The organism is Pontiella agarivorans (genome assembly GCF_034531395.1).
Lineage (GTDB): Bacteria > Verrucomicrobiota > Kiritimatiellia > Kiritimatiellales > Pontiellaceae > Pontiella > Pontiella agarivorans.
In genome coordinates this window covers 617,832-635,550 of record NZ_JARVCO010000012.1, presented here as the reverse complement: position 1 = coordinate 635,550, position 17,719 = coordinate 617,832, and the positions used below count along the sequence as shown (strand labels likewise).

Annotated in this window: 16 protein-coding genes and 1 tRNA gene; 2 read left to right on the top strand and 15 right to left on the bottom strand. The window is 51.9% G+C overall.

Features of this window, described 5'->3' with window-relative positions; translation table 11 throughout:
- Window positions 1–193: 193 nt before the first annotated feature.
- The 12 genes from P9H32_RS15540 to P9H32_RS15485 form a co-directional block, all read right to left on the bottom strand.
- The gene (locus P9H32_RS15540) at window positions 194–1,345 is read right to left on the bottom strand and encodes a phosphotransferase enzyme family protein (RefSeq protein ID WP_322609833.1); all 1,152 of its coding nucleotides are present in this window, start codon (window positions 1,343–1,345) and stop codon (window positions 194–196) included.
- Window positions 1,342–2,130 (bottom strand): glucosamine-6-phosphate deaminase, encoded by a 789-nt coding sequence (nagB, locus tag P9H32_RS15535; RefSeq protein ID WP_322609832.1) that lies wholly within the window; start codon window positions 2,128–2,130, stop codon window positions 1,342–1,344. Before nagB ends, P9H32_RS15540 begins: the two co-directional genes overlap by 4 nt.
- Window positions 2,115–2,927, bottom strand: a complete 813-nt coding sequence (locus P9H32_RS15530; protein WP_322609831.1) for a PIG-L deacetylase family protein — start codon at window positions 2,925–2,927, stop codon at window positions 2,115–2,117. The genes nagB and P9H32_RS15530 overlap by 16 nt, the downstream gene beginning before the upstream one ends.
- Window positions 2,924–4,321 carry a hypothetical protein gene (locus tag P9H32_RS15525; protein ID WP_322609830.1) on the bottom strand — a complete coding sequence of 466 codons (1,398 nt, stop codon included), beginning with the start codon at window positions 4,319–4,321 and terminating at the stop codon, window positions 2,924–2,926. Before P9H32_RS15525 ends, P9H32_RS15530 begins: the two co-directional genes overlap by 4 nt.
- Window positions 4,311–5,510, bottom strand: a complete 1,200-nt coding sequence (locus tag P9H32_RS15520; protein ID WP_322609829.1) for a nucleoside permease — start codon at window positions 5,508–5,510, stop codon at window positions 4,311–4,313. Before P9H32_RS15520 ends, P9H32_RS15525 begins: the two co-directional genes overlap by 11 nt.
- Window positions 5,500–6,297 (bottom strand): sugar phosphate isomerase/epimerase family protein, encoded by a 798-nt coding sequence (locus tag P9H32_RS15515; protein ID WP_322609828.1) that lies wholly within the window; start codon window positions 6,295–6,297, stop codon window positions 5,500–5,502. The genes P9H32_RS15520 and P9H32_RS15515 overlap by 11 nt, the downstream gene beginning before the upstream one ends.
- Window positions 6,294–7,262 (bottom strand): Gfo/Idh/MocA family protein, encoded by a 969-nt coding sequence (locus P9H32_RS15510; protein WP_322609827.1) that lies wholly within the window; start codon window positions 7,260–7,262, stop codon window positions 6,294–6,296. Before P9H32_RS15510 ends, P9H32_RS15515 begins: the two co-directional genes overlap by 4 nt.
- Window positions 7,259–8,593, bottom strand: a complete 1,335-nt coding sequence (locus tag P9H32_RS15505) for a Gfo/Idh/MocA family protein (protein WP_322609826.1) — start codon at window positions 8,591–8,593, stop codon at window positions 7,259–7,261. The genes P9H32_RS15510 and P9H32_RS15505 overlap by 4 nt, the downstream gene beginning before the upstream one ends.
- A gap of 1 nt (window position 8,594) precedes the next feature.
- The gene (locus P9H32_RS15500) at window positions 8,595–9,224 is read right to left on the bottom strand and encodes a 3-keto-disaccharide hydrolase (RefSeq protein WP_322609825.1); all 630 of its coding nucleotides are present in this window, start codon (window positions 9,222–9,224) and stop codon (window positions 8,595–8,597) included.
- A 77-nt stretch (window positions 9,225–9,301) separates the two neighbouring features.
- Entirely contained in the window at window positions 9,302–10,087 is a 786-nt protein-coding gene (locus P9H32_RS15495) for an AraC family transcriptional regulator (RefSeq protein WP_322609824.1), read from the bottom strand.
- Between the two features lie 284 nt (window positions 10,088–10,371).
- Window positions 10,372–10,448: transfer RNA gene (locus tag P9H32_RS15490), tRNA-Val, on the bottom strand.
- Window positions 10,449–10,557: 109 nt separating this feature from the next.
- On the bottom strand, window positions 10,558–11,439 hold the full coding sequence (locus P9H32_RS15485; RefSeq protein WP_322609823.1) for a PocR ligand-binding domain-containing protein: 882 nt from the start codon (window positions 11,437–11,439) through the stop codon (window positions 10,558–10,560).
- Between the two features lie 134 nt (window positions 11,440–11,573).
- On the opposite strand from P9H32_RS15485, the gene galK reads away from it, so the two are divergent.
- On the top strand, window positions 11,574–12,749 hold the full coding sequence (gene galK / locus P9H32_RS15480) for a galactokinase (protein ID WP_322609822.1): 1,176 nt from the start codon (window positions 11,574–11,576) through the stop codon (window positions 12,747–12,749).
- An 80-nt stretch (window positions 12,750–12,829) separates the two neighbouring features.
- On the top strand, window positions 12,830–13,801 hold the full coding sequence (galE, locus tag P9H32_RS15475) for a UDP-glucose 4-epimerase GalE (protein ID WP_322609821.1): 972 nt from the start codon (window positions 12,830–12,832) through the stop codon (window positions 13,799–13,801).
- A gap of 142 nt (window positions 13,802–13,943) precedes the next feature.
- Here galE and P9H32_RS15470 read toward each other — a convergent pair whose 3' ends face one another.
- The 3 genes from P9H32_RS15470 to P9H32_RS15460 form a co-directional block, all read right to left on the bottom strand.
- Complete coding sequence (locus tag P9H32_RS15470) at window positions 13,944–14,279, bottom strand: hypothetical protein (RefSeq protein WP_322609820.1); 336 nt, start codon at window positions 14,277–14,279, stop codon at window positions 13,944–13,946.
- 459 nt (window positions 14,280–14,738) lie between these two features.
- Window positions 14,739–16,139 carry a sulfatase-like hydrolase/transferase gene (locus P9H32_RS15465; protein ID WP_322609819.1) on the bottom strand — a complete coding sequence of 467 codons (1,401 nt, stop codon included), beginning with the start codon at window positions 16,137–16,139 and terminating at the stop codon, window positions 14,739–14,741.
- A gap of 130 nt (window positions 16,140–16,269) precedes the next feature.
- Window positions 16,270–17,679 (bottom strand): sulfatase, encoded by a 1,410-nt coding sequence (locus tag P9H32_RS15460; RefSeq protein WP_322609818.1) that lies wholly within the window; start codon window positions 17,677–17,679, stop codon window positions 16,270–16,272.
- Window positions 17,680–17,719 lie beyond the last annotated feature (40 nt).

The window sequence follows — 17,719 nt, the reverse complement described above, 5'->3', positions numbered from 1 at the left end:
GGCTTCACGTTTTTATTTTTCCCGGTTACACGCAGCGGCTAAAGCCACAGCCCCAATAGGTTTTAAACTCCAACTTCAGCTCGAAATCTACATCGCAAAACAGACCGGCAATCCCTGAACGTATGGCGAAATGTTTCCGACCGCTCCTGCGCAGCCCCGTGTACAACCGTTAATTTTCCCGTCGTTTTTTGAACTAAATGACAATGTAATCAAGATCATCTTCGGAAGCCTTGCCGATAGCCTGTTCGAAGATTCTACGAATCTTCGATTCACGATGTTCAATGCTTTCACAAAGCCGGAACTGAACCCGTGCACGCAGTAGATTTTGCTCGGGTGAGATCACTTTGAAATAACGGTTACCTGCCAGATAATCCTGAAAGAAACGTAACCCCAGCTCGAAGGCAATCAGCCGCACCGCATCAAACAAATATTTTTTATCGTTATCCGTCAGAAAATCGCCGGCATGTTTCATGTAGCCCCGGACAAAAGCATCACACAGATCCAGGTCAAACGTCACCTTCGACAGATTCCGGGCATCTTCACCACCACGGTTGCAGATGGAACGAAGGGCATCGCCGAAATCATAATGAATCAGCCCCGGCTTGGCTGTATCCAGATCAATAATGGCAGTGCCCTTTCCCGTATCATCATCAATCATGATATTACTGACCTTGGGATCACCATGGATCAGCCGCTGCCTGAGCTCTCCCGACTCCAGTGCATCCTGCAGCACATTGGCCAAATCACGACGCTGCGCCACAAAACGATGCAGATTTTTCACCTCCATCGAACGTTCTGTCAGTCGCTGTGAATGCTCCTGCCGAAGCACCTCATCATATTGCTCTAAATATCCCGGTGTTTCATGGAATCCCGGCAGAGTATCGCGCAGACTCATCGGATTCATCCCGGAAACCAAACGATGAAACTGTCCCAGCACCACGCCAACTTCGTGCGCATGTTCCATATTCTGTGCCGTTTCGTACGAGGTTGCCGAGGCAATGAGGGTTAATGCCCGCCAATACTCCCCCGAATCGTCTTGAAAATAATCGCGCCCGTTCCGACATGGAATAATGCGGGGCAGCTGCCACACCCGATCGGCCTGACCCTGCTCCGCCTGCAACTGCTTATGGCAGTAATTCGTGAGAATACTCATATTTTCCATGATCCATTCCGGCTTCTTGAAAACATGCTTATTCACGCGCTGAACAATAATGCGCTCTTCGGAAAAATGCGTCCGAAACACCGCCAGATACGTATCGTTCACATTTCCATTGCCCTCCGGCCGAATGCGAACGAGTTGCCCCGGAACCTCAAATACTTCGGCAATTTGTGCTGGTTTCATCATGCATCCCTCTGCCATTCCGGCTTTCTTTCGTAAACCCATCGGTAATAATCGGCCAGCTTCAGTGCTGAAGCTGCCGCTTCATCGAGGAATAACTTTGCATTCGGATGATGCTGCAGAACCGATGCCGGCATCATCGCCGAAACAGCCCCTTCCACGGATTCTGCAACCGCCGTCGCCTTACGTTCTCCGAAAGCCAGAAGCAGGTTCATCCGGGCCTCCATAATCGTCCCGATACCCATGGTAATGCAGTGACGCGGAACCTGATGCTCAGCACCGCCAAAAAACCGCGCATTATCCTCCACGGTCTGTCTAGTCAGAGTTTTGATCCGGGTACGGGAAGTAAAAGAAGAAGTCGGCTCATTGAATCCGACATGACCGTCCGAGCCGATGCCCAATATCTGCAAATCAATCCCGCCGGCATCGGCAACCTGTTGCTCGTACGCTGCACAGCTGGCCGCAACATCCGGTGCCATTCCATCAGGAATGTGAATATTTTCAGGTTTAACATGAATATGATTAAACAGGTTTTCATGCATAAAATGGTAATATGACTGCGCATGCGTCTTCTCAAGCCCGATGTATTCATCGAGATTAAACGTCGTAACCCGACTGAAATCCAGGTCCTCCTCCCGGTGCATCCGAATCAGCTCTTTATAGAGTTTCAGCGGCGTACTGCCCGTAGCCAGCCCCAGCACAGCCGTTGGTTTTTCCTGCACCAACCGTGCAACCACCCGGGCTGCGGCAATGCTGGCTGCATCTGCACTTTTCTTTATAATAACTTCCATTTCCACTGCTCCAATTCCGGCCGATCAGCAGCCGGAACCTGTATATTTTCCAGGGTTTGGAAAAATTTCCCATGGTTCCATTTCCGAACCCGGTAGAGGGTAGCAAAGGTAAACGCGGGGGCACCGGTGCCCTGCCCCCCGACCAGTTCACTGCCACGGCGAACATTATCCTGCATCCAGGCCGGCAGCATAAGGTGATATGGATTTCGCGCCACTTCCCCTTCATGCAGAGCCGTTGCCGCCACCAGTTCCGCCACCATTTCCGGCCGACCCTCCACCATCAGATTCGGATCATCCATCGCCCCCCAGAATTCAGTTTCCACCACCGTGCAACTGAATGAATCCCCCATACACTTCAGCGCTTCAAGCACAAGAAAATGCACCTCGACATGCCGCGTATTCCAATCTCCGGAATGCGGCATAAAAAGAATTTCTGGCTGAACCTGATCCAACACACGAACTACATCCGAAACCTCCAAAGGCTGGAAATCCGGACGCACACGATGAATGGACCAGCCCAGATAATCGCAGGCATTTTTGAGTTCGTTCATACGCCCCGCCCGACGGTCCGTCTCGCTGCCGAAGGTAACCGGAACGTTAACCACTCTGCATCCGAGCTGCGTCATCAGCCGAAAAGGCAACAGGCCCGTGATACACTCATCATCCGGGTGCGGTGAAAACAGCAGAACCACATCGCCCGAGTCTGCAGCATTACGAACCCGCGCATCCGGAGCAATCGTCCGAGCCGCCTCCTGGTCCTGTTTAATTTTATTCACGAAAGATAAATAGGGATTCATCTGCGCCCTCCAAGACCCGGGAGACTTGCCGCCGCAACCGCCTGACCGTGCCGTTTTTGTTTTTCGCCCGGTGTGCACAGTTCAATCTGTTTTCCAAGCACCGGAAACTCGGCATCCAAAACATCCCGGGCCGTTTTCAGAATGAGCGCTCCGCCTTCACCGCTCATCACACGCCCCATCAGCATGAGCATCCGTATGTCATAAAAATCGGCATAATGTGCAATCGAATACCCCAGACAGGTCCCCATCGTCCGATAGATTGCCGCAGCACGCGGATCCTGCTTCGTCATCGCTTTCTGCACGGCAATCAGCTGCTCAGGAAACGGCATTTCCGCAGCAAATTCAAAGTTGGCTGCTTGAGCCAGACGCGCTACGGCCTGCTGCGAAAAGTACTGTACCCCGCAGCCGGAATCGCCCGACCATTCATCGATCGGGGCTGCCGCACGGTAATCCACCGGTGCAAACGCCAGCTCATTCAGCATGGCCGTAACACGGCCTTCCGGATTCACATAGCCCACCGCCTCGCTGGTCCCCATCGCCACACCGAGCACCCCGTTTTCATGCAGATCCATCGAACCGGCAAGCGCCGTAACCTCCCCGTCGTTCACCACTTCAAAAGGCACATTATTCCAGCGTTTTTTCAGATCGGAAAAAACAGGACGAACTCGCGACACGAAGTCCGCATCCGAAACCCCCCGAAAAAGAGAAGCCACCCGGACTTCATTCTTCACATAAACTCCGGCAGCACTGCCGCCAATCGCATCCACGCGCGGAAGATGCTCCGCAGCGCGCTTCAGGGAATCGTTGATTCCCTCAATATGATAATCCGGATTTTTTTCAAAATACGGGTTCCATTCGACCTCTTCGGAAAACACCACCCGCCCCTCGTTCACCGCAGCGCACTTGCGGTCGGATCCCCCCAGATCAAATCCGATCCGGCATCCATCGAAATGACGACCCACAGGCACATCGGCCTCCTTCAGATCGGGCAAAGCATCGAACGAACAGGGTCTGATTTCCAATGGCTGGAGAAAAATCCGACGGCCGAAAAAATCAGCATCAAAAGCCCGGGCTCCATTCGGGGAATAGATGAAAGCCAGCTTTTCCGTCACCGCCCGGCATCCGGCAATCAGTACCGTGCACGCACCACGTTGCCAAAGCAGAAACTTCAGCAGGCGCTCCATATATCTCAGTGTCAGCGGATCATATTCATCTGAAGGCGGAAGAATCTGTGTTCGGTAAATACTTCCGGTTTCATCCGGCCGAATCAGCGCAACCGCCACCGCCATGGACTTCCCGGATTGAACCATCTTTTCCCGATATGCCCGGTTCCACAATGCCGCAGGAACAAAATCAGGATCCAGTTCGGGTCTGATGGCAGGTTCAACGTTCACCGACCGTTTCCCCCTCTTTAAATACCGCAGCAAAAAGAAGCAGAATCACGCCCGATAAAATGGCCGGGAATAACCAGACCGCCCGCCAGTTGATAATCTCTTCGACCGTAAAATATTTCACCGCTTCACCGGACAGGTTGGCACCGATCACCATACCGACACCATAGGTAATAAAAGCAATGAATCCCTGAGCCTGCGCCTGAATGGCTTTCGGCGCGGTGTTGTCCACATAGATCTGGCCGGTCACAAAGAAAAAATCATAGCAGATACCGTGCAGCAGAATTCCGCCGTAGAACATCCAGACCATCGATTCCGCATTTCCCAGCGCAAAAAACACATAACGCACCACCCAGCAGAGCATGCCCAGCAACAGCATTTTTTTAACCCCGAGCCGCGCAAAGAAAAACGGCATAATGATCATGAAAATAAATTCCGACATTTGTCCCAGGGTCATTTTTCCCGCAGCATTCACCACCCCGACATCATTCAGAAACATATTCGCAAAGTTATAGTAAAAGGCCAGCGGGATACAGATGAGCAGCGAACCTGACACAAACACAGCAAACGAGCGGTTTTTCATCAGCTTCAGCGTTTCAAGCCCCAGCACATCTGCAACCGTCACCTTATGACCCAGCGATTTGGGCGGTGTATCGGGCAGGAAGAGCGAAAGCATTCCCAGCAACAGCGAGCTGCCACCCGCAATCTGAATCGGAACATGCTGCGCCTCAACCTTCATAAACCCAACCAGCAAACCGGCCACAATCCAGCCGACAGTTCCGCATACGCGAATAGCCGGAAACTGCTTTTCCGGATCGTTCAGTTTTCCGAAAGAGATGGCATTCGCCAGCCCGAGAGTCGGGTTATAACACACCGCATAGACCAGCAGTACCCAGAACATCAGGGACGGATCTGTGACCGTGCTGGCATACATCAGAATAACACCGCCCGTAAGATGCAGAAAAGCCATCACCTTCTGAGCCGCAAAAAAGCGATCCGCAATCATACCCACAATAAACGGAGCAATGACCGCTCCCCATGGAATCGCGCTATAGGAACGTCCAATTTGCGCCGGATCAAAATTCAGTGTCTGGGAAAGATAGGTTCCCAGCGTCACATACCATGCACCCCAGATAAAAAACTGAAGAAACATCATGATGCCGAGCCGAACACGAATAGCTTTATCCCCCATGACTCACCCCCAGGCGCTTCGCGGCCAGCTTAATATCCTCTTCCCGAGAATCCCCCGCTTCCCGCTCAATTTCCAGTGCCCCCGAATAACCGATTTTTATCAGAGTCCCGATAAAGGCGTCACCATCCACATCGCCGTCTCCCCAGGGCACTTCAACTCCCCACTCCCCCTTAACTGAAGCAGCTGTTGCATCCTTGATATGAACATGGCGAATCCACGGAGCAAGGACTTCAACGGCCTGAACCGGATCCCCTTTCCCATATAGAATCATATTCGCCGGATCAAAATTCACGCCGAGAGCCGGATGTTCAATCTCATCCAGAAAATACCGGAGATCCTCTGCCGTTTCCTGACCGGTTTCCAAAAGAAGACAGACCCCATTTTCCGCTGCCGCATCAGCCAGTTCAGTCATCCGGCTGCAGAATGTACGGAATCCTTTTTCATCATAGTGATCAATAAAACCGGCATGAAACGAAAGATAATCGACGCCGAGGCTGGCAGTGGCTGAGATCGCCTCGAGCACAATCTGTCGATTCCGTTCCCAGCAGTCATTTGGAATAATGCCGCCCGTCTGCCTGATAGATTCCAACGTTGAATAGTCTTCCTGCGGGAACCCGACCATCGTACTGGTCACTGTAATATTACGTTGTTGAATCCCTTCGCGAAAACCATCCAGCGCCGAAATATCCAGATGCAGGCAGGACAATCCGGCATCTTCCAGAGTCTGGAAAACCAATGCTGCATTGTTTTTTAACGACCAGGTGCACAGACCAATTGATTTCATCATAATTTCATGGTTTCCAATGCCATACGAACGGACTCCCTTGCCTGCTCCGTCGTTATTTCAGTCTTGATCTGAGCGCCTCGAATCAGATCCGAAAAATAATTAATTTCTTCGGTATAGCCATCCCCGGGGTCCAGCTCGACGGTATACGCCTCGCCATCGACCGGAAAGATCTTCAGTTCATGCCCATCAAAAACAGCGGTCAATTTTTCAAATATGATTTCATACGCCATACGGAAGCCATACGATTCCGGCATGAGCCAGCTGGCCGTTGCACGAACCATTTTACCGGCACCGTACTTGAGCTCGGTGACGACATGACCCACCGCCCCGTTCTCAAGCCGCAATCCGTCGGAATGCTGGGCATCAGGTTCGCCGAATAAATGCTGAATGAAATCGAGATCGTGAATATGTAGATCGAGCGCTATGCCCCCGCTCTTGCTTTGATCCGAAAACCAGGAATCCCCGCTCCAGACCGGAGCATAGGTGAGGCGGGAAAATTCAGCCGATTTCACCTCACCGGCGCAACCTTGTTCCATAACGGACTTAATCCATGCATAAGCCGGCCAAAACCGAATGCAGTGGGCCACCATCAGCTCTTTCCCCGCCTCATCCGCCGCCGCCATCATGGCATTGCAGTCTTCAACATTCAGCGCCATCGGTTTTTCACAAAGCACATGCACTCCGGCTTCCAGGCATTGGATGGAGATCGATTTATGCAGATGCGTTGGCAGCGTAATCGAAACGGCATCCAGCTTTTCCGCGGAGAGCATCGCTCCGATTTCAGTATAAATATGAATTCCATCGAGGTTCAGTTCATCCGAACCGGCATCGATATTCCCCTTTGTTTTTCCCGCAATCGGGTTGGCATCGCACACGGCAACAACATCCGCATACCGGTTCTGCTGCCAGGCATTTAGGTGCACCCCCCCCATAAATCCCATGCCGATAATGCCGATACGCATCATGAACGCTCCGTAATTTCCCAACCTTTACGGTACTGTCGTTTCACGAACGCATTCGCCTTTTCCAGATTGGAGATCCGCAGTTTTTCAGCATCCCACTCCAGCGTTTCACCGGGAAAGTGCGAAGCCAGCGCGCCCAGCAGAACGGTCTCGGTGAGCGGCCCGCCATATTCGACAAAATCGGACAGCGGCTTCACCGGTTCTCCGCGAACCGCCTTGATAAAATCATCGTAATGGTTACGCGCTTTAAATTTCGGATAGCGGAAGTCGGCAAACTTTTCGCGCGGATACGGAACCGGAAGTTCATTATGCGGATGCAACAGAATTCCTTCCGTGCCGACAAAAATTGAGCCTTGTTTCGGCATCTTTTCGCCGAACATTTCCAGAAACTTTTTCGGCGGCCGCAACGAGCCGTCAGTCCAGGTCACCTTCACGGTTTCCGCAGCAGTCAGTTCATTTCCGGGAAAAATATACTCAAACTTTTCATTAATGGCCCAGTTCGTCTCATTCGGCTTTCCTCCCACGGATTTGACAGAGAGCGGATGCCGAACACCCAGCGCCTGAAACATCGGGCTGTAAATATGGCACCCCATGTCGCCGAGCGTCCCCGTACCGAAATCCAACCTGCGGCGCCAGTTGCCCGGATGATAATATTGGTCAATATACGGCCGCTCTTCGGCCACACCCAGCCACAGATCCCAGTCCAGCCCCGCCGGAACCGGATCAACGCGTTCCGGCCGCGGTTGCGGGTCTCCCCAGGTTTTATGGCTGAACATATGAACTTCCTTCACCTTGCCGATCACGCCGTCCTGAATCATACGGGCGGTGAGCCGCTCATACGTGGTAGACGTCAACTGCGTTCCCATCTGGGTCACCACACCGGTCTTTGCAGCAACCTCCGCCATCCGCCGCGTTTCATAAAGGTTTTGCGCGAGTGGTTTCTGTCCATAAACATGCAACCCCAGCTGCATGGCCGTCAGGCCGATCGGTCCATGCATGTGATCGGGAGTGGAAACATTGACCGAGTCCAGGTTACGGTGCTCCTTCTCCAGCAGCACCCGCCAGTCTTTATAGACCCGCACCTCGGGAAACAGCTTCTTCACCCGTCCCAAACGGCTTTCATCCACTTCCGCCACGGCTATAAGATTCACCTCCTCATTACGGGTCAGACTCTTAATATCCGAAAAGGCCATGCCGTTTGCCCCGAAGCTGGCATGGTTCACCTTCCGGTCTGCCGGAACATAGTTGACTGAAGAGACTCCGGCGGCACTCAGCAAAGGCAGAGCTGCCCCGGCAAGTGCGGTTTGCGAAATAAATGAACGCCTGTTTTTCATCCTAAAGCTCCTTAAGGTAAATATTACGAAATGCGACCGGATCGTTATGACCCGCAAAACCGAAATGACCGAATGTGCGCTCTTTGCCCAGATGCGCTTTGTTCTGCATGAACTGCGTAACAGCTGCGAGATCGCAATCGAGGATCACCGCGCCGTTAAGCTCCACTTTAATGGAAGAACCCACCACCGTGACCGTCTGTGCATTCCATTCTCCGACCGGTTTCAGGTGTCCCCGCTCGGCGGCCACCATACCATAGGCCGAACCATGATACTGCCGCGGGTCAAGTTTTGCATATTTGGGCGCAGTGTTATCCAGCACCTGCAGCTCGCACATACCCGCATAGGCCGGATTTCCCTGCCCCGGATAACGAATCGCCAACCCGTTGTTTCCACCGGGAGGAAGTTTGAATTCAAACCGCACAACAAAATTGGTGAATTGCTGTTCCGTGTAAATAGTCCCCCCGCGGCCCTTTTGACACCGGATCATTCCATCGGAAAAGTCATAGTTACCGAGCGCCCCTTTCCAGCCATTGGAACTTTTCCCGTCGAACAGGGAAACGAATTTTTCCGGAGCACCGTGCGATAACAAAACCGCAGCGAACAGAATCAGCACTGATAATATCTTTTTCATAGGCTGGCAAAGCTACCAGCCCCCGCTTACACCGTCTTGTAAAAAACTGATGCCATTGTGTAAAGGCCCGACAAAAATCAATTATTTTTTCGATATTGACTTGGAGAAATACCCACTTCTTTCTTAAAGCTCCGGCAAAAATGGCTGTGATCGTAAAACCCGGTTTCTTGCGATATTGAAGCGATTGTATTGTGTGTACTCTTCAGCAGATGACTGGCCGCACGCAGCCGGACATTGAGAATGTGCTGCTTGGGCGAGATCCCGAAAACCTTCTTGAAATTCCGTTCAAACTGTCCCGCAGACAGGTGAACCAGCCTCGCAAGCTCTTCAATGCGGATCTGCTGTGCATAGTTCGTACGGATATATTCCAGCACCTCGTTCATTTCAACATAAGGCCGCAGCGTCTCATGCATGGCCGTCATGTTCCGGGCAATGCATGCCAGACCGACCACTTCACCGCGATTTCCGTATAGCGGAACCTTTGTTGTGACAAACCAATTGATGGAATGATTCGGATCTGGTGCCAGCTCCACCCGGTCCCGAATCGGTTCTCCGGTCTCAAAAACGCGCCGGTCATCATCCACATAACTGTCTGCCCGGTCTTCGGGGAAAATATCGTAATCGGTTTTCCCCCTCATGTCAGATTCTGATTCAAATCCGCAGAGCCGAACCGCAACCTCATTCGCGGCCATCACTCGGCCTTCCGCATCTTTCACGACAAAATACACATCAGGCAGAAGGCGGAAGAGACTGATCAGCTCGCTGGCATTCAGCGAGTCCAGATATTGAGTACAACGATCAGAATGTTCTTTGCGGTCATTCACACAAACACCATATGAGGTGCGGCAAGGAAAACCAATCATAAGTTTCCCAGGCCCTCGATACCCCCGGCCACTCATGCATAAACCACAAAGATAACAGGCTCAGAAAAAGAAAATGCGGCCAGATTTCATCGCAGCCTGCCCCATACAGCAGCCCGGCTCTCCCTCAACGATTCTCATACTTTGTTACGAAACCGGTCCCAATTTGAGGAGTGGTGAGGAGCTCGGAACGCAAAGGAGCATAACGGCCATATATTTGATTCAGAACCCGTTCTCACATGAAAATGAAAAAGGCGAACCCGCAGAGAGTTCGCCTTGAATAAAAATGGTGGGTAATACTGGATTCGAACCAGTGACCTCATGCATGTCAAGCATGCGCTCTAACCAACTGAGCTAATCACCCTCAGGAAAGGCAGGGAATATACGGATGCGACCTGTCCCTGTCAACCGGGCAAAATGTATTTTTTACAACCGTTGAAAAACGAAGTTTCAGGCCGCCGGGAAGTGCTGAATTATACAGCCGTGATTTTCGGTTCCGGCTTCCGCGGTGCAACACCATGGCCGCCCTCATTTTGACGATACTCAGATGGAGAAAAGCCAAAGTGCTTGCGGAAAACCCGGGAAAAATAGAGGGCATCGTCGTAACCGACCGCCAGGGCAATTTCGGCTACCGGTGAATTGGGTTTGGATTTGAGCAGCCCGGCGGCGCGTTCGAGCCGATAGCTTACCTGATACTGTTTAAAACTCAGCCCGGTCACCTTCTTAAAAACACGCGAAACGGTGGAGGCGCTGCGGCCAACGGTCCGGGCCGCTTCATCGAGCTGCAGTTCCTGCTCTGGGTGCTCACGGATGCGTTCAATAACCGGGGCGATCAGATCATAATCCTTGTGCTGAATCATCTGATCGCCAATGATAAAATCGAGCAGATGATGAAACAGCTCGATAAGCGTCTCAATCTTGCCCTCCGGAAACACCGCAGTCTGCTCATAGGCCTGTTGGAGCGCGTCATCACCTTTCGCCTTTTTCCAGTCTCTGGAATACGGCGATTCCTCGGGGGCAGATTCGCTGCGGAACTGACCGAGCATCACATAGCCGGCCAGTTCACGGTTCACAAAAATCGGTGCCGTCACCTCGCGCATCCCGGCATGACAGGTATAGGTGATCATATCCTGCCGCTCAAAGGCCACATGCATCATCCGATGATCCAGCTCCCGGCATTTCATTTCCAGACCGAGATCCTCACGCAACAACCTGCAGTGGTCGCAGTTCGGACGGTTTACGGCGTCGGGATAAATCAGACTGCCATCCGGACTGAACAGCGTTATCCGGATATCATGCAGCTCGGTATACAGATCGAATATTTCCGAGACTTTCTGACTGATTACATGGTGCATGGATTCAAGCATGTGACGAAAAAAGCATATCTCGCTTCTTTTGTCCATGTCTTTGCCGGGTTATCCCATGGTTTTTGCTCGCAACTTTCCATACATTGGAAAGCTCACAAATAGACAAACCAGGAGGACAACCCATGTATGATGAAAACGTAGTTGCAGAAGCACAGGCTATTCACAAAGAGATTTACGGCGTTGAGCCGACCACCGTTTCCTACGCACCGGGCCGCATCGAAGTGCTCGGCAATCACACCGATTACAATGCGGGCACCACGTTCTCCTGCGCCATCAACTTCGGCCACTGCTTCTGCATCTCCAAATCGGACAAGCCAGGCATTCACGTAACGGCCGGTGACGTTCGCGAATCCTACGAATTTTCCGCCACCTGCGATGAACGCATCGACAGCTACTGGGCCAACTATGTAAAGGGGAACTTTTACTACCTCGCCACGGAACACGGCATCCTTGTCGACGGCATCAACTGCACCTTCCTCGGCTCCATCCCAATGGGCGCCGGCCTCTCCTCCTCTGCCGCACTGGAAGTGGCCACCACCTATGCCGCCCTTCAATATGCCGGCAAGGAAATCGGCAAAGATATCAGCAAAAAGGAAATCGGCCAGCTGGCCCAGAAATGTGAAAATGTCTTTGCCGGCTGCAACTGCGGACTGCTCGATCAGTTCTCCAGTATCTTCGGGGTACACCACGGCCTCATTCACTCCGACTTCCGAAGCCTCGAAACCTACCCCGTTCAGCTGCCGGACGATGTCATGTTCCTGATGATCAACCCGCACATCAAACACAAGCTGAAAGACTCTCCTTATAACGCCCGCCGTGAAAGCTGCGAAAAAGCCGCTGCGGAACTGAATGAACTGGTCAGCTACGAAGTGAAAGCCCTGCGCGACATCACTCTGGAAGATTTTGAAGCGAACAAAGAAAAAATTGATGCCGAAGCCGCCCAGCGCGCCACGCACGTGGTCTGGGAAATTCATCGGGTGGAAGACGGCGTAAAACTGCTTGCCGACGGAAACATCGAAGCCTTCGGTCAATATCTGTTCGATTCCCACGAAACCTCCCGCACCGCATTTGAAAACTCCATTCCGGCGCTCGATACGGTGGTTGCAGCAGCAAAAGACGCCGGCGCACTCGGTGCACGTCTTTCCGGCGGCGGCTGGGGCGGCAGCGTCTGCGCACTGGTAAAGGTGGCGGATGCCGACCGCATCAGTGAACAGATTATTGAAGCCTGCAAAGCACACGATCTGGAACCGACCATCGAAAAAATTGTTCCTTCTCAGGGAGCCCAGATTATCAAATAATGAAATCTGACGATTGAGCCGTGATGCAGATTTTGTCTTAATTCCGCGTCACGGCCCACTCATCACGAAAGGATTCTGCCATGAAAGTTTTAGTTGCCGGCGGTGCCGGATATATCGGAAGCGTAACCACACAAATGCTCTGCAACGAAGGCCACGATGTTGTGGTTTTCGACAACCTCGAACGCGGCCACAAAGCGGCCGTTGATCCGCGCGCCAAATTCCTTAAAGGTGATCTGCGCTATAAAGAGGACATCAAATCAGCGCTGCTGGCGGAACGGCCGGAAGCCGTCATTCACTTTGCAGCCTATATTGAAGTCGGCGAATCCATGATCGACCCGATGCCGTTCTATGAAAACAATGTCAGCGGATCGCTCAACCTGATTCATGCCATGATTGAGGCCAACTGCAAAAAGCTGATTTTCTCCTCCACCTGCGCCACTTACGGAACCCCGGAGCGCATCCCCATGGATGAGACGCTGCCGCAGAATCCCGAATCAGTATATGGCGACTCCAAACTGCTCTGCGAACACATGTTCAAATGGGGCCAGGAAATCCACGGTGTGGAATGTGTGTTCCTACGCTATTTCAACGCCTGCGGCGCAACCGCGGAATACGGCGAAGCACACAACCCGGAAAGCCACCTGATTCCGCTCGTGCTCCAGGTCGCCCAGGGCAAACGTGAAAAAATCTTTATGTTCGGCGATGATTATGAAACCCGCGACGGCACCTGTGTACGCGACTATATTCACATTAAAGACCTCGCCCAGGCCCACATTCTCGCCCTCAAACCCGGTATTTCCGGAGCCTTCAATCTCGGCAATGGTGACGGCTATACGGTGAAAGAAGTCATCGAAGTCTGCCGCGAAGTCACCGGACATCCCATCCCCGCCGAAATTCAGCCGCGCCGCGCCGGCGACTGCACCGCCCTCGTGGCCGATGCCACCAAAGCGCGCACCGTGCTCGGCTGGAATCCCCAGCATGCCGATCTCAAAGAGATTGTCCAGAGTGCATGGGACTGGCACCGCGAACATCCCAATGGCTACGAAGACTGATTTTCCAATCGTTGGAAAAAATACAGCCCTCCGGCATCCCGGAGGGCTTTTTTTGTGTATGAAAAGAAGACAGAACTTCCGCAGCGAAATATTTCTGAGGGGATAGAAATACGAGGGGTGCTGCGGAAGCCTGCCCAAAAGGTTACGCGTGTTTGCGGCGCATCTTTGCCCCCGGCGGAACAAAACGCTGCAGCTTTGGAGGCTGCCGTTTTTCAAAGCCGATCCGCTTCAGCTGCGGCAATTTATCGAGCAGCATCCAGCGACAGGCCTCCGCGGCGATACACAGCGGGGAAAAGACCAGCATCGCCTTCAGCAGAATTTCAGCATAGCTGGCAGATTCAGGCGATTTCGCGGTTAGACCCCAGACAACAGAGCTGGCGGCAATGGCATAAACCGGGGCCCAGAGAAGTGCTCCTTTGGCGAGCGCATCGCCAATGCTTTTATCGCTGTCACGTTCATTCATGATGTTTGTCTTCATGTGTCGGTCTCCTTGATCTTCTAACCTTTGCGTTGCTTATTTGCCCAACGTAACGGAGACCCGGCATGGTTTATGGACAGAAATTTCCTCCAAATATTTTTGGACAATAATTTTTATAAAAAATTGATTTTGTACACGTTACACAGAATAAAAAGTGGACATTTTTCTGCATGAAAGATGAATACAAAACAACGATGGACGAACCGGATATAGGACAGAAAATATCTTTTTTCCGCCGCAAGACTCCCGACCTAAGCCCGTAAATCAGACAATCCAAAATTGGAGCAGAAAAGCCCCTGACCGGAATGAATATTTTCTCAGCGACCAAAATGGAGGAAAGGAGCAACGGCATGGGCAAGAAAAAGGAAACACACAAATCGCGGAGACAAACATTTGAACCGGAAAGAACCCATACCGACCGAGACATTCATCAAAACCAGTGATTCCTCTGAAAAGGCACTATTTTTTCTTTGTCTTCTTTTTTGCGGAATTCTTTTGATTGATATCAGAATCGGCCATGTTCATTGCATCGCCGACTATACCATTCAACCTTTCATGCATCGTCCTGATCCGGGCTCTAATCTCCGGATTTTGAGCGAGGTTGTTCCACTCATCGTAATCGCGGTCAATGCGGTATATTTCGAATTCATCCGGATGGAGAACATGCTTCACTTTCTGAGCGGCTGACGGATCGACCTGAGCTGCGATGTTCCACTCCGTCCACACCTCGGCAAACTTCTTGGTATATTCGCCGTTTTCCGGCTTTTTCTCATCAAACCCCTTGTACAACTGTGAGGCATTGCGCTCGGGACTCCACACCAGTTTCCAGTCGTCCTCGATCAATGCACAGCGCCGAGTCGGATTCACACTCAACACATGTACAACATCGCGGTGATGTTGACTTTTCCCTTCCAGTACGGGGCGCAGACTGAAGCCGTCCAGCTTGGGGTCCGGACCTCCTGCATAATCTATTAAGGTCGGTAGAATATCGGCGTATTTACTCAGAACCTGCGTGCGGCCCGGCTGAATAGTTCCCGGCCAGACAAAGATGCCCAGACTGCGGTTTCCTTTTTCATAGATGCTCCATTTACCGCGCGGCATCGCCATCCCCTGCTCGCTCAAGCAGATCAAAATCGTGTTTTCCGTCAGGTTCATCTCATCCATCATCAGACGGATATCGGCCAGCTGCTGATCAAAGGCGGTGACTTCCGCCGCATGACGAACCAACGCCTCGCGGGTTGCGGGAGTATCTACATAATCTTCCGGAACAGGAACCCGTTCAACCCCGTCTTTTTGAGGCGTGCCGACCGTCCATGGATGATGCGCGTGAACAGAGGCGACCACCGTGCAGAAGGGCTGATTATTCTCCTGCGCCTTTTCAATAAAAGATTTTACTCCGCTCAAGTCATATTCAGCGATGTCGTCGTTGGCCCCGACCGGAAAGCCGGGAATTTTTGTAAACTTCTTTCCTTGGTTGAAATGAATCTTACCGGTCAGGCCGACTCGGTATCCCAAGGGTTCCAGAAACTCCACCATACTTTTGACACCCGGTTTTTTTGTGCGCACGGTGTTTGCCACGACTCCTGTACTGAGAGGAAAAAGACCCGTATAGAGTTCCGTTCGTGAGGGACGACAAGTTGCCACCGTGGTATACAAGCGATCAAAAACCAGACCTTCTTTGGCGAGCTGATCCATATTCGGAGTTTGCGCAAAAGCATTTCCGGTACAGCCGAAAGCCTCGTATCCGATATCATCTCCCAACAAAATAATGATATTTGGTTTTTCTGCCTCATCCGCTTGTGCGCATACCCCAAGAAAGGCCAGCGCCAGCATCCTCAAAACATTCATTTTTAACTTCATAACAAAGTAGCTCCCGTCATCCCAAACAACACATACTAAACCGGTTAAATTTTCTTTCTAATACAAATAAAACCATGAGCATTATTCCTATCACAGATCAACACGCCCTTTCTCTATCTCAAATTCACATTCAAAAAGAGCTTTTAACTTTTCCGGACTGCCACCCTTTCTTTTTCATCTCAACGCCCCAGGTCCAGGACTCCTCCGGCTGTTCAGCGTGCACCGATTCGAGATATTGAATCAGTGAACGCTTCAGCAGCTCAGTCTTTTCCGGATAGGTTTTAGACTGGTCCTCGGTTTCTTCAATCCCCTCTTCAATATTGAACAGCAACGATTCCTCATCCCCATCCCAATAGTGGACTAACTTCCACTGGCCTTGACGGATCGCCGACCACGGACGCGTGCTGAAATTTCCGGCATGCGGATAATGAAAAACCAAAGGAGAAGAACGTTCCAAAACCAGTTGACCGTTGCTTTCCAGCAGCGGGCGCAGACTGACGCCATCCAGATCCGGCTCCAGATTTTCGGTAGAACCCGCCAGATCAGCGAAAGTAGGCAACAGATCGACCCCGGAAACCGGAGTGCGGCTGTACGTGCCGCCAGCAACCCCGGGACCGGCAACGAAGAAAGGTACCCGGACTCCGCCATCCCAAATCTGAGATTTTCCGCCCCGAAGCGGTGCATTTAAATTGTTCTTAATCCCAAGACTGCCGCCGTTGTCGGACAGATAGAAAATATAGGTATTATCGGCTACCCCCATTTCTTCAATCGCATCCAGCAGCATACCGATGCTGCAATCCAGATCTTCCGCCATGGCGTTGTAGAGGTCGTTCCCGTGAATCGGATCATCTGGAAGTGCTTTGTGTTTATCCAGCGTTTCTTGTCGCGCCTCATTACGACTGTGATTGGCATAATGTGAAAGCTGCAGATAAAACGGGTGGCCGGCCTCATACTCGGTCTGCATGAAATCGATCGCTTTTTGAGTGAGAGCAAACACAAATTTCGGGTCCTCCACCGTTGTGCTCTTTCCCTTGTTATTGCCGGTACCGTTCCCGTTTGGACCATCCTCCACATCAAATCCGGCACGTGCTGGAGTATGCGTTCGGTCGATACCGCCACTGTTCATATGCCACTTGCCGAAATGTCCGGTTCTATAAGATGGGTTAACCGCCTTCAGAACCCGGGGAATACTCTGAAATTGAGTCAGGTCCGGCCGTCGCTTTAACTGTGCCCGATTCGTAGTGCGCATCAACCGCGCGGGCGTACGCCCATAGAGCAGACTGAACCGAGAAACCGAGCAGATCGGCCCCGGTGCATACCCATCGCTGAATGTCATCCCCATTTGAGCCAGTCGTTCCAACTGCGGCGTCTGAATGATTTGGCTGCCCGTATCGGGCCGACCTTCAATCATCGGTACTGAAGTGTGACTCCAGCCCATATCATCCGTTAAAATAAAAATAATGTTCGGGGGATTATCCGCCTGAACGGCGGATAGGCCCAGCAGGGAGAGTATTGCACTGTAAAGGATTTTCTTTTTCATCGTTTCATTCCGGTTTGATTCGTTCTACGCAGCTGGACCA

Excerpts from the sequence above, each read along its gene's own strand:
- P9H32_RS15530 (WP_322609831.1), bottom strand. The coding sequence starts at position 2,927 with ATGAATCCCTATTTATCTTTCGTGAATAAAATTAAACAGGACCAGGAG.
- P9H32_RS15500 (WP_322609825.1), bottom strand. The coding sequence starts at position 9,224 with ATGAAAAAGATATTATCAGTGCTGATTCTGTTCGCTGCGGTTTTGTTA.
- P9H32_RS15465 (WP_322609819.1), bottom strand. The coding sequence starts at position 16,139 with ATGAAGTTAAAAATGAATGTTTTGAGGATGCTGGCGCTGGCCTTTCTT.
- P9H32_RS15505 (WP_322609826.1), bottom strand. The coding sequence starts at position 8,593 with ATGAAAAACAGGCGTTCATTTATTTCGCAAACCGCACTTGCCGGGGCA.
- P9H32_RS15520 (WP_322609829.1), bottom strand. The coding sequence starts at position 5,510 with ATGGGGGATAAAGCTATTCGTGTTCGGCTCGGCATCATGATGTTTCTT.
- nagB (WP_322609832.1), bottom strand. The coding sequence starts at position 2,130 with ATGGAAGTTATTATAAAGAAAAGTGCAGATGCAGCCAGCATTGCCGCA.
- P9H32_RS15515 (WP_322609828.1), bottom strand. The coding sequence starts at position 6,297 with ATGATGAAATCAATTGGTCTGTGCACCTGGTCGTTAAAAAACAATGCA.
- P9H32_RS15460 (WP_322609818.1), bottom strand. The coding sequence starts at position 17,679 with ATGAAAAAGAAAATCCTTTACAGTGCAATACTCTCCCTGCTGGGCCTA.
- galE (WP_322609821.1), top strand. The coding sequence starts at position 12,830 with ATGAAAGTTTTAGTTGCCGGCGGTGCCGGATATATCGGAAGCGTAACC.
- P9H32_RS15485 (WP_322609823.1), bottom strand. The coding sequence starts at position 11,439 with ATGCACCATGTAATCAGTCAGAAAGTCTCGGAAATATTCGATCTGTAT.
- P9H32_RS15470 (WP_322609820.1), bottom strand. The coding sequence starts at position 14,279 with ATGAAGACAAACATCATGAATGAACGTGACAGCGATAAAAGCATTGGC.
- P9H32_RS15510 (WP_322609827.1), bottom strand. The coding sequence starts at position 7,262 with ATGATGCGTATCGGCATTATCGGCATGGGATTTATGGGGGGGGTGCAC.
- P9H32_RS15540 (WP_322609833.1), bottom strand. The coding sequence starts at position 1,345 with ATGATGAAACCAGCACAAATTGCCGAAGTATTTGAGGTTCCGGGGCAA.
- galK (WP_322609822.1), top strand. The coding sequence starts at position 11,574 with ATGTATGATGAAAACGTAGTTGCAGAAGCACAGGCTATTCACAAAGAG.
- P9H32_RS15495 (WP_322609824.1), bottom strand. The coding sequence starts at position 10,087 with ATGATTGGTTTTCCTTGCCGCACCTCATATGGTGTTTGTGTGAATGAC.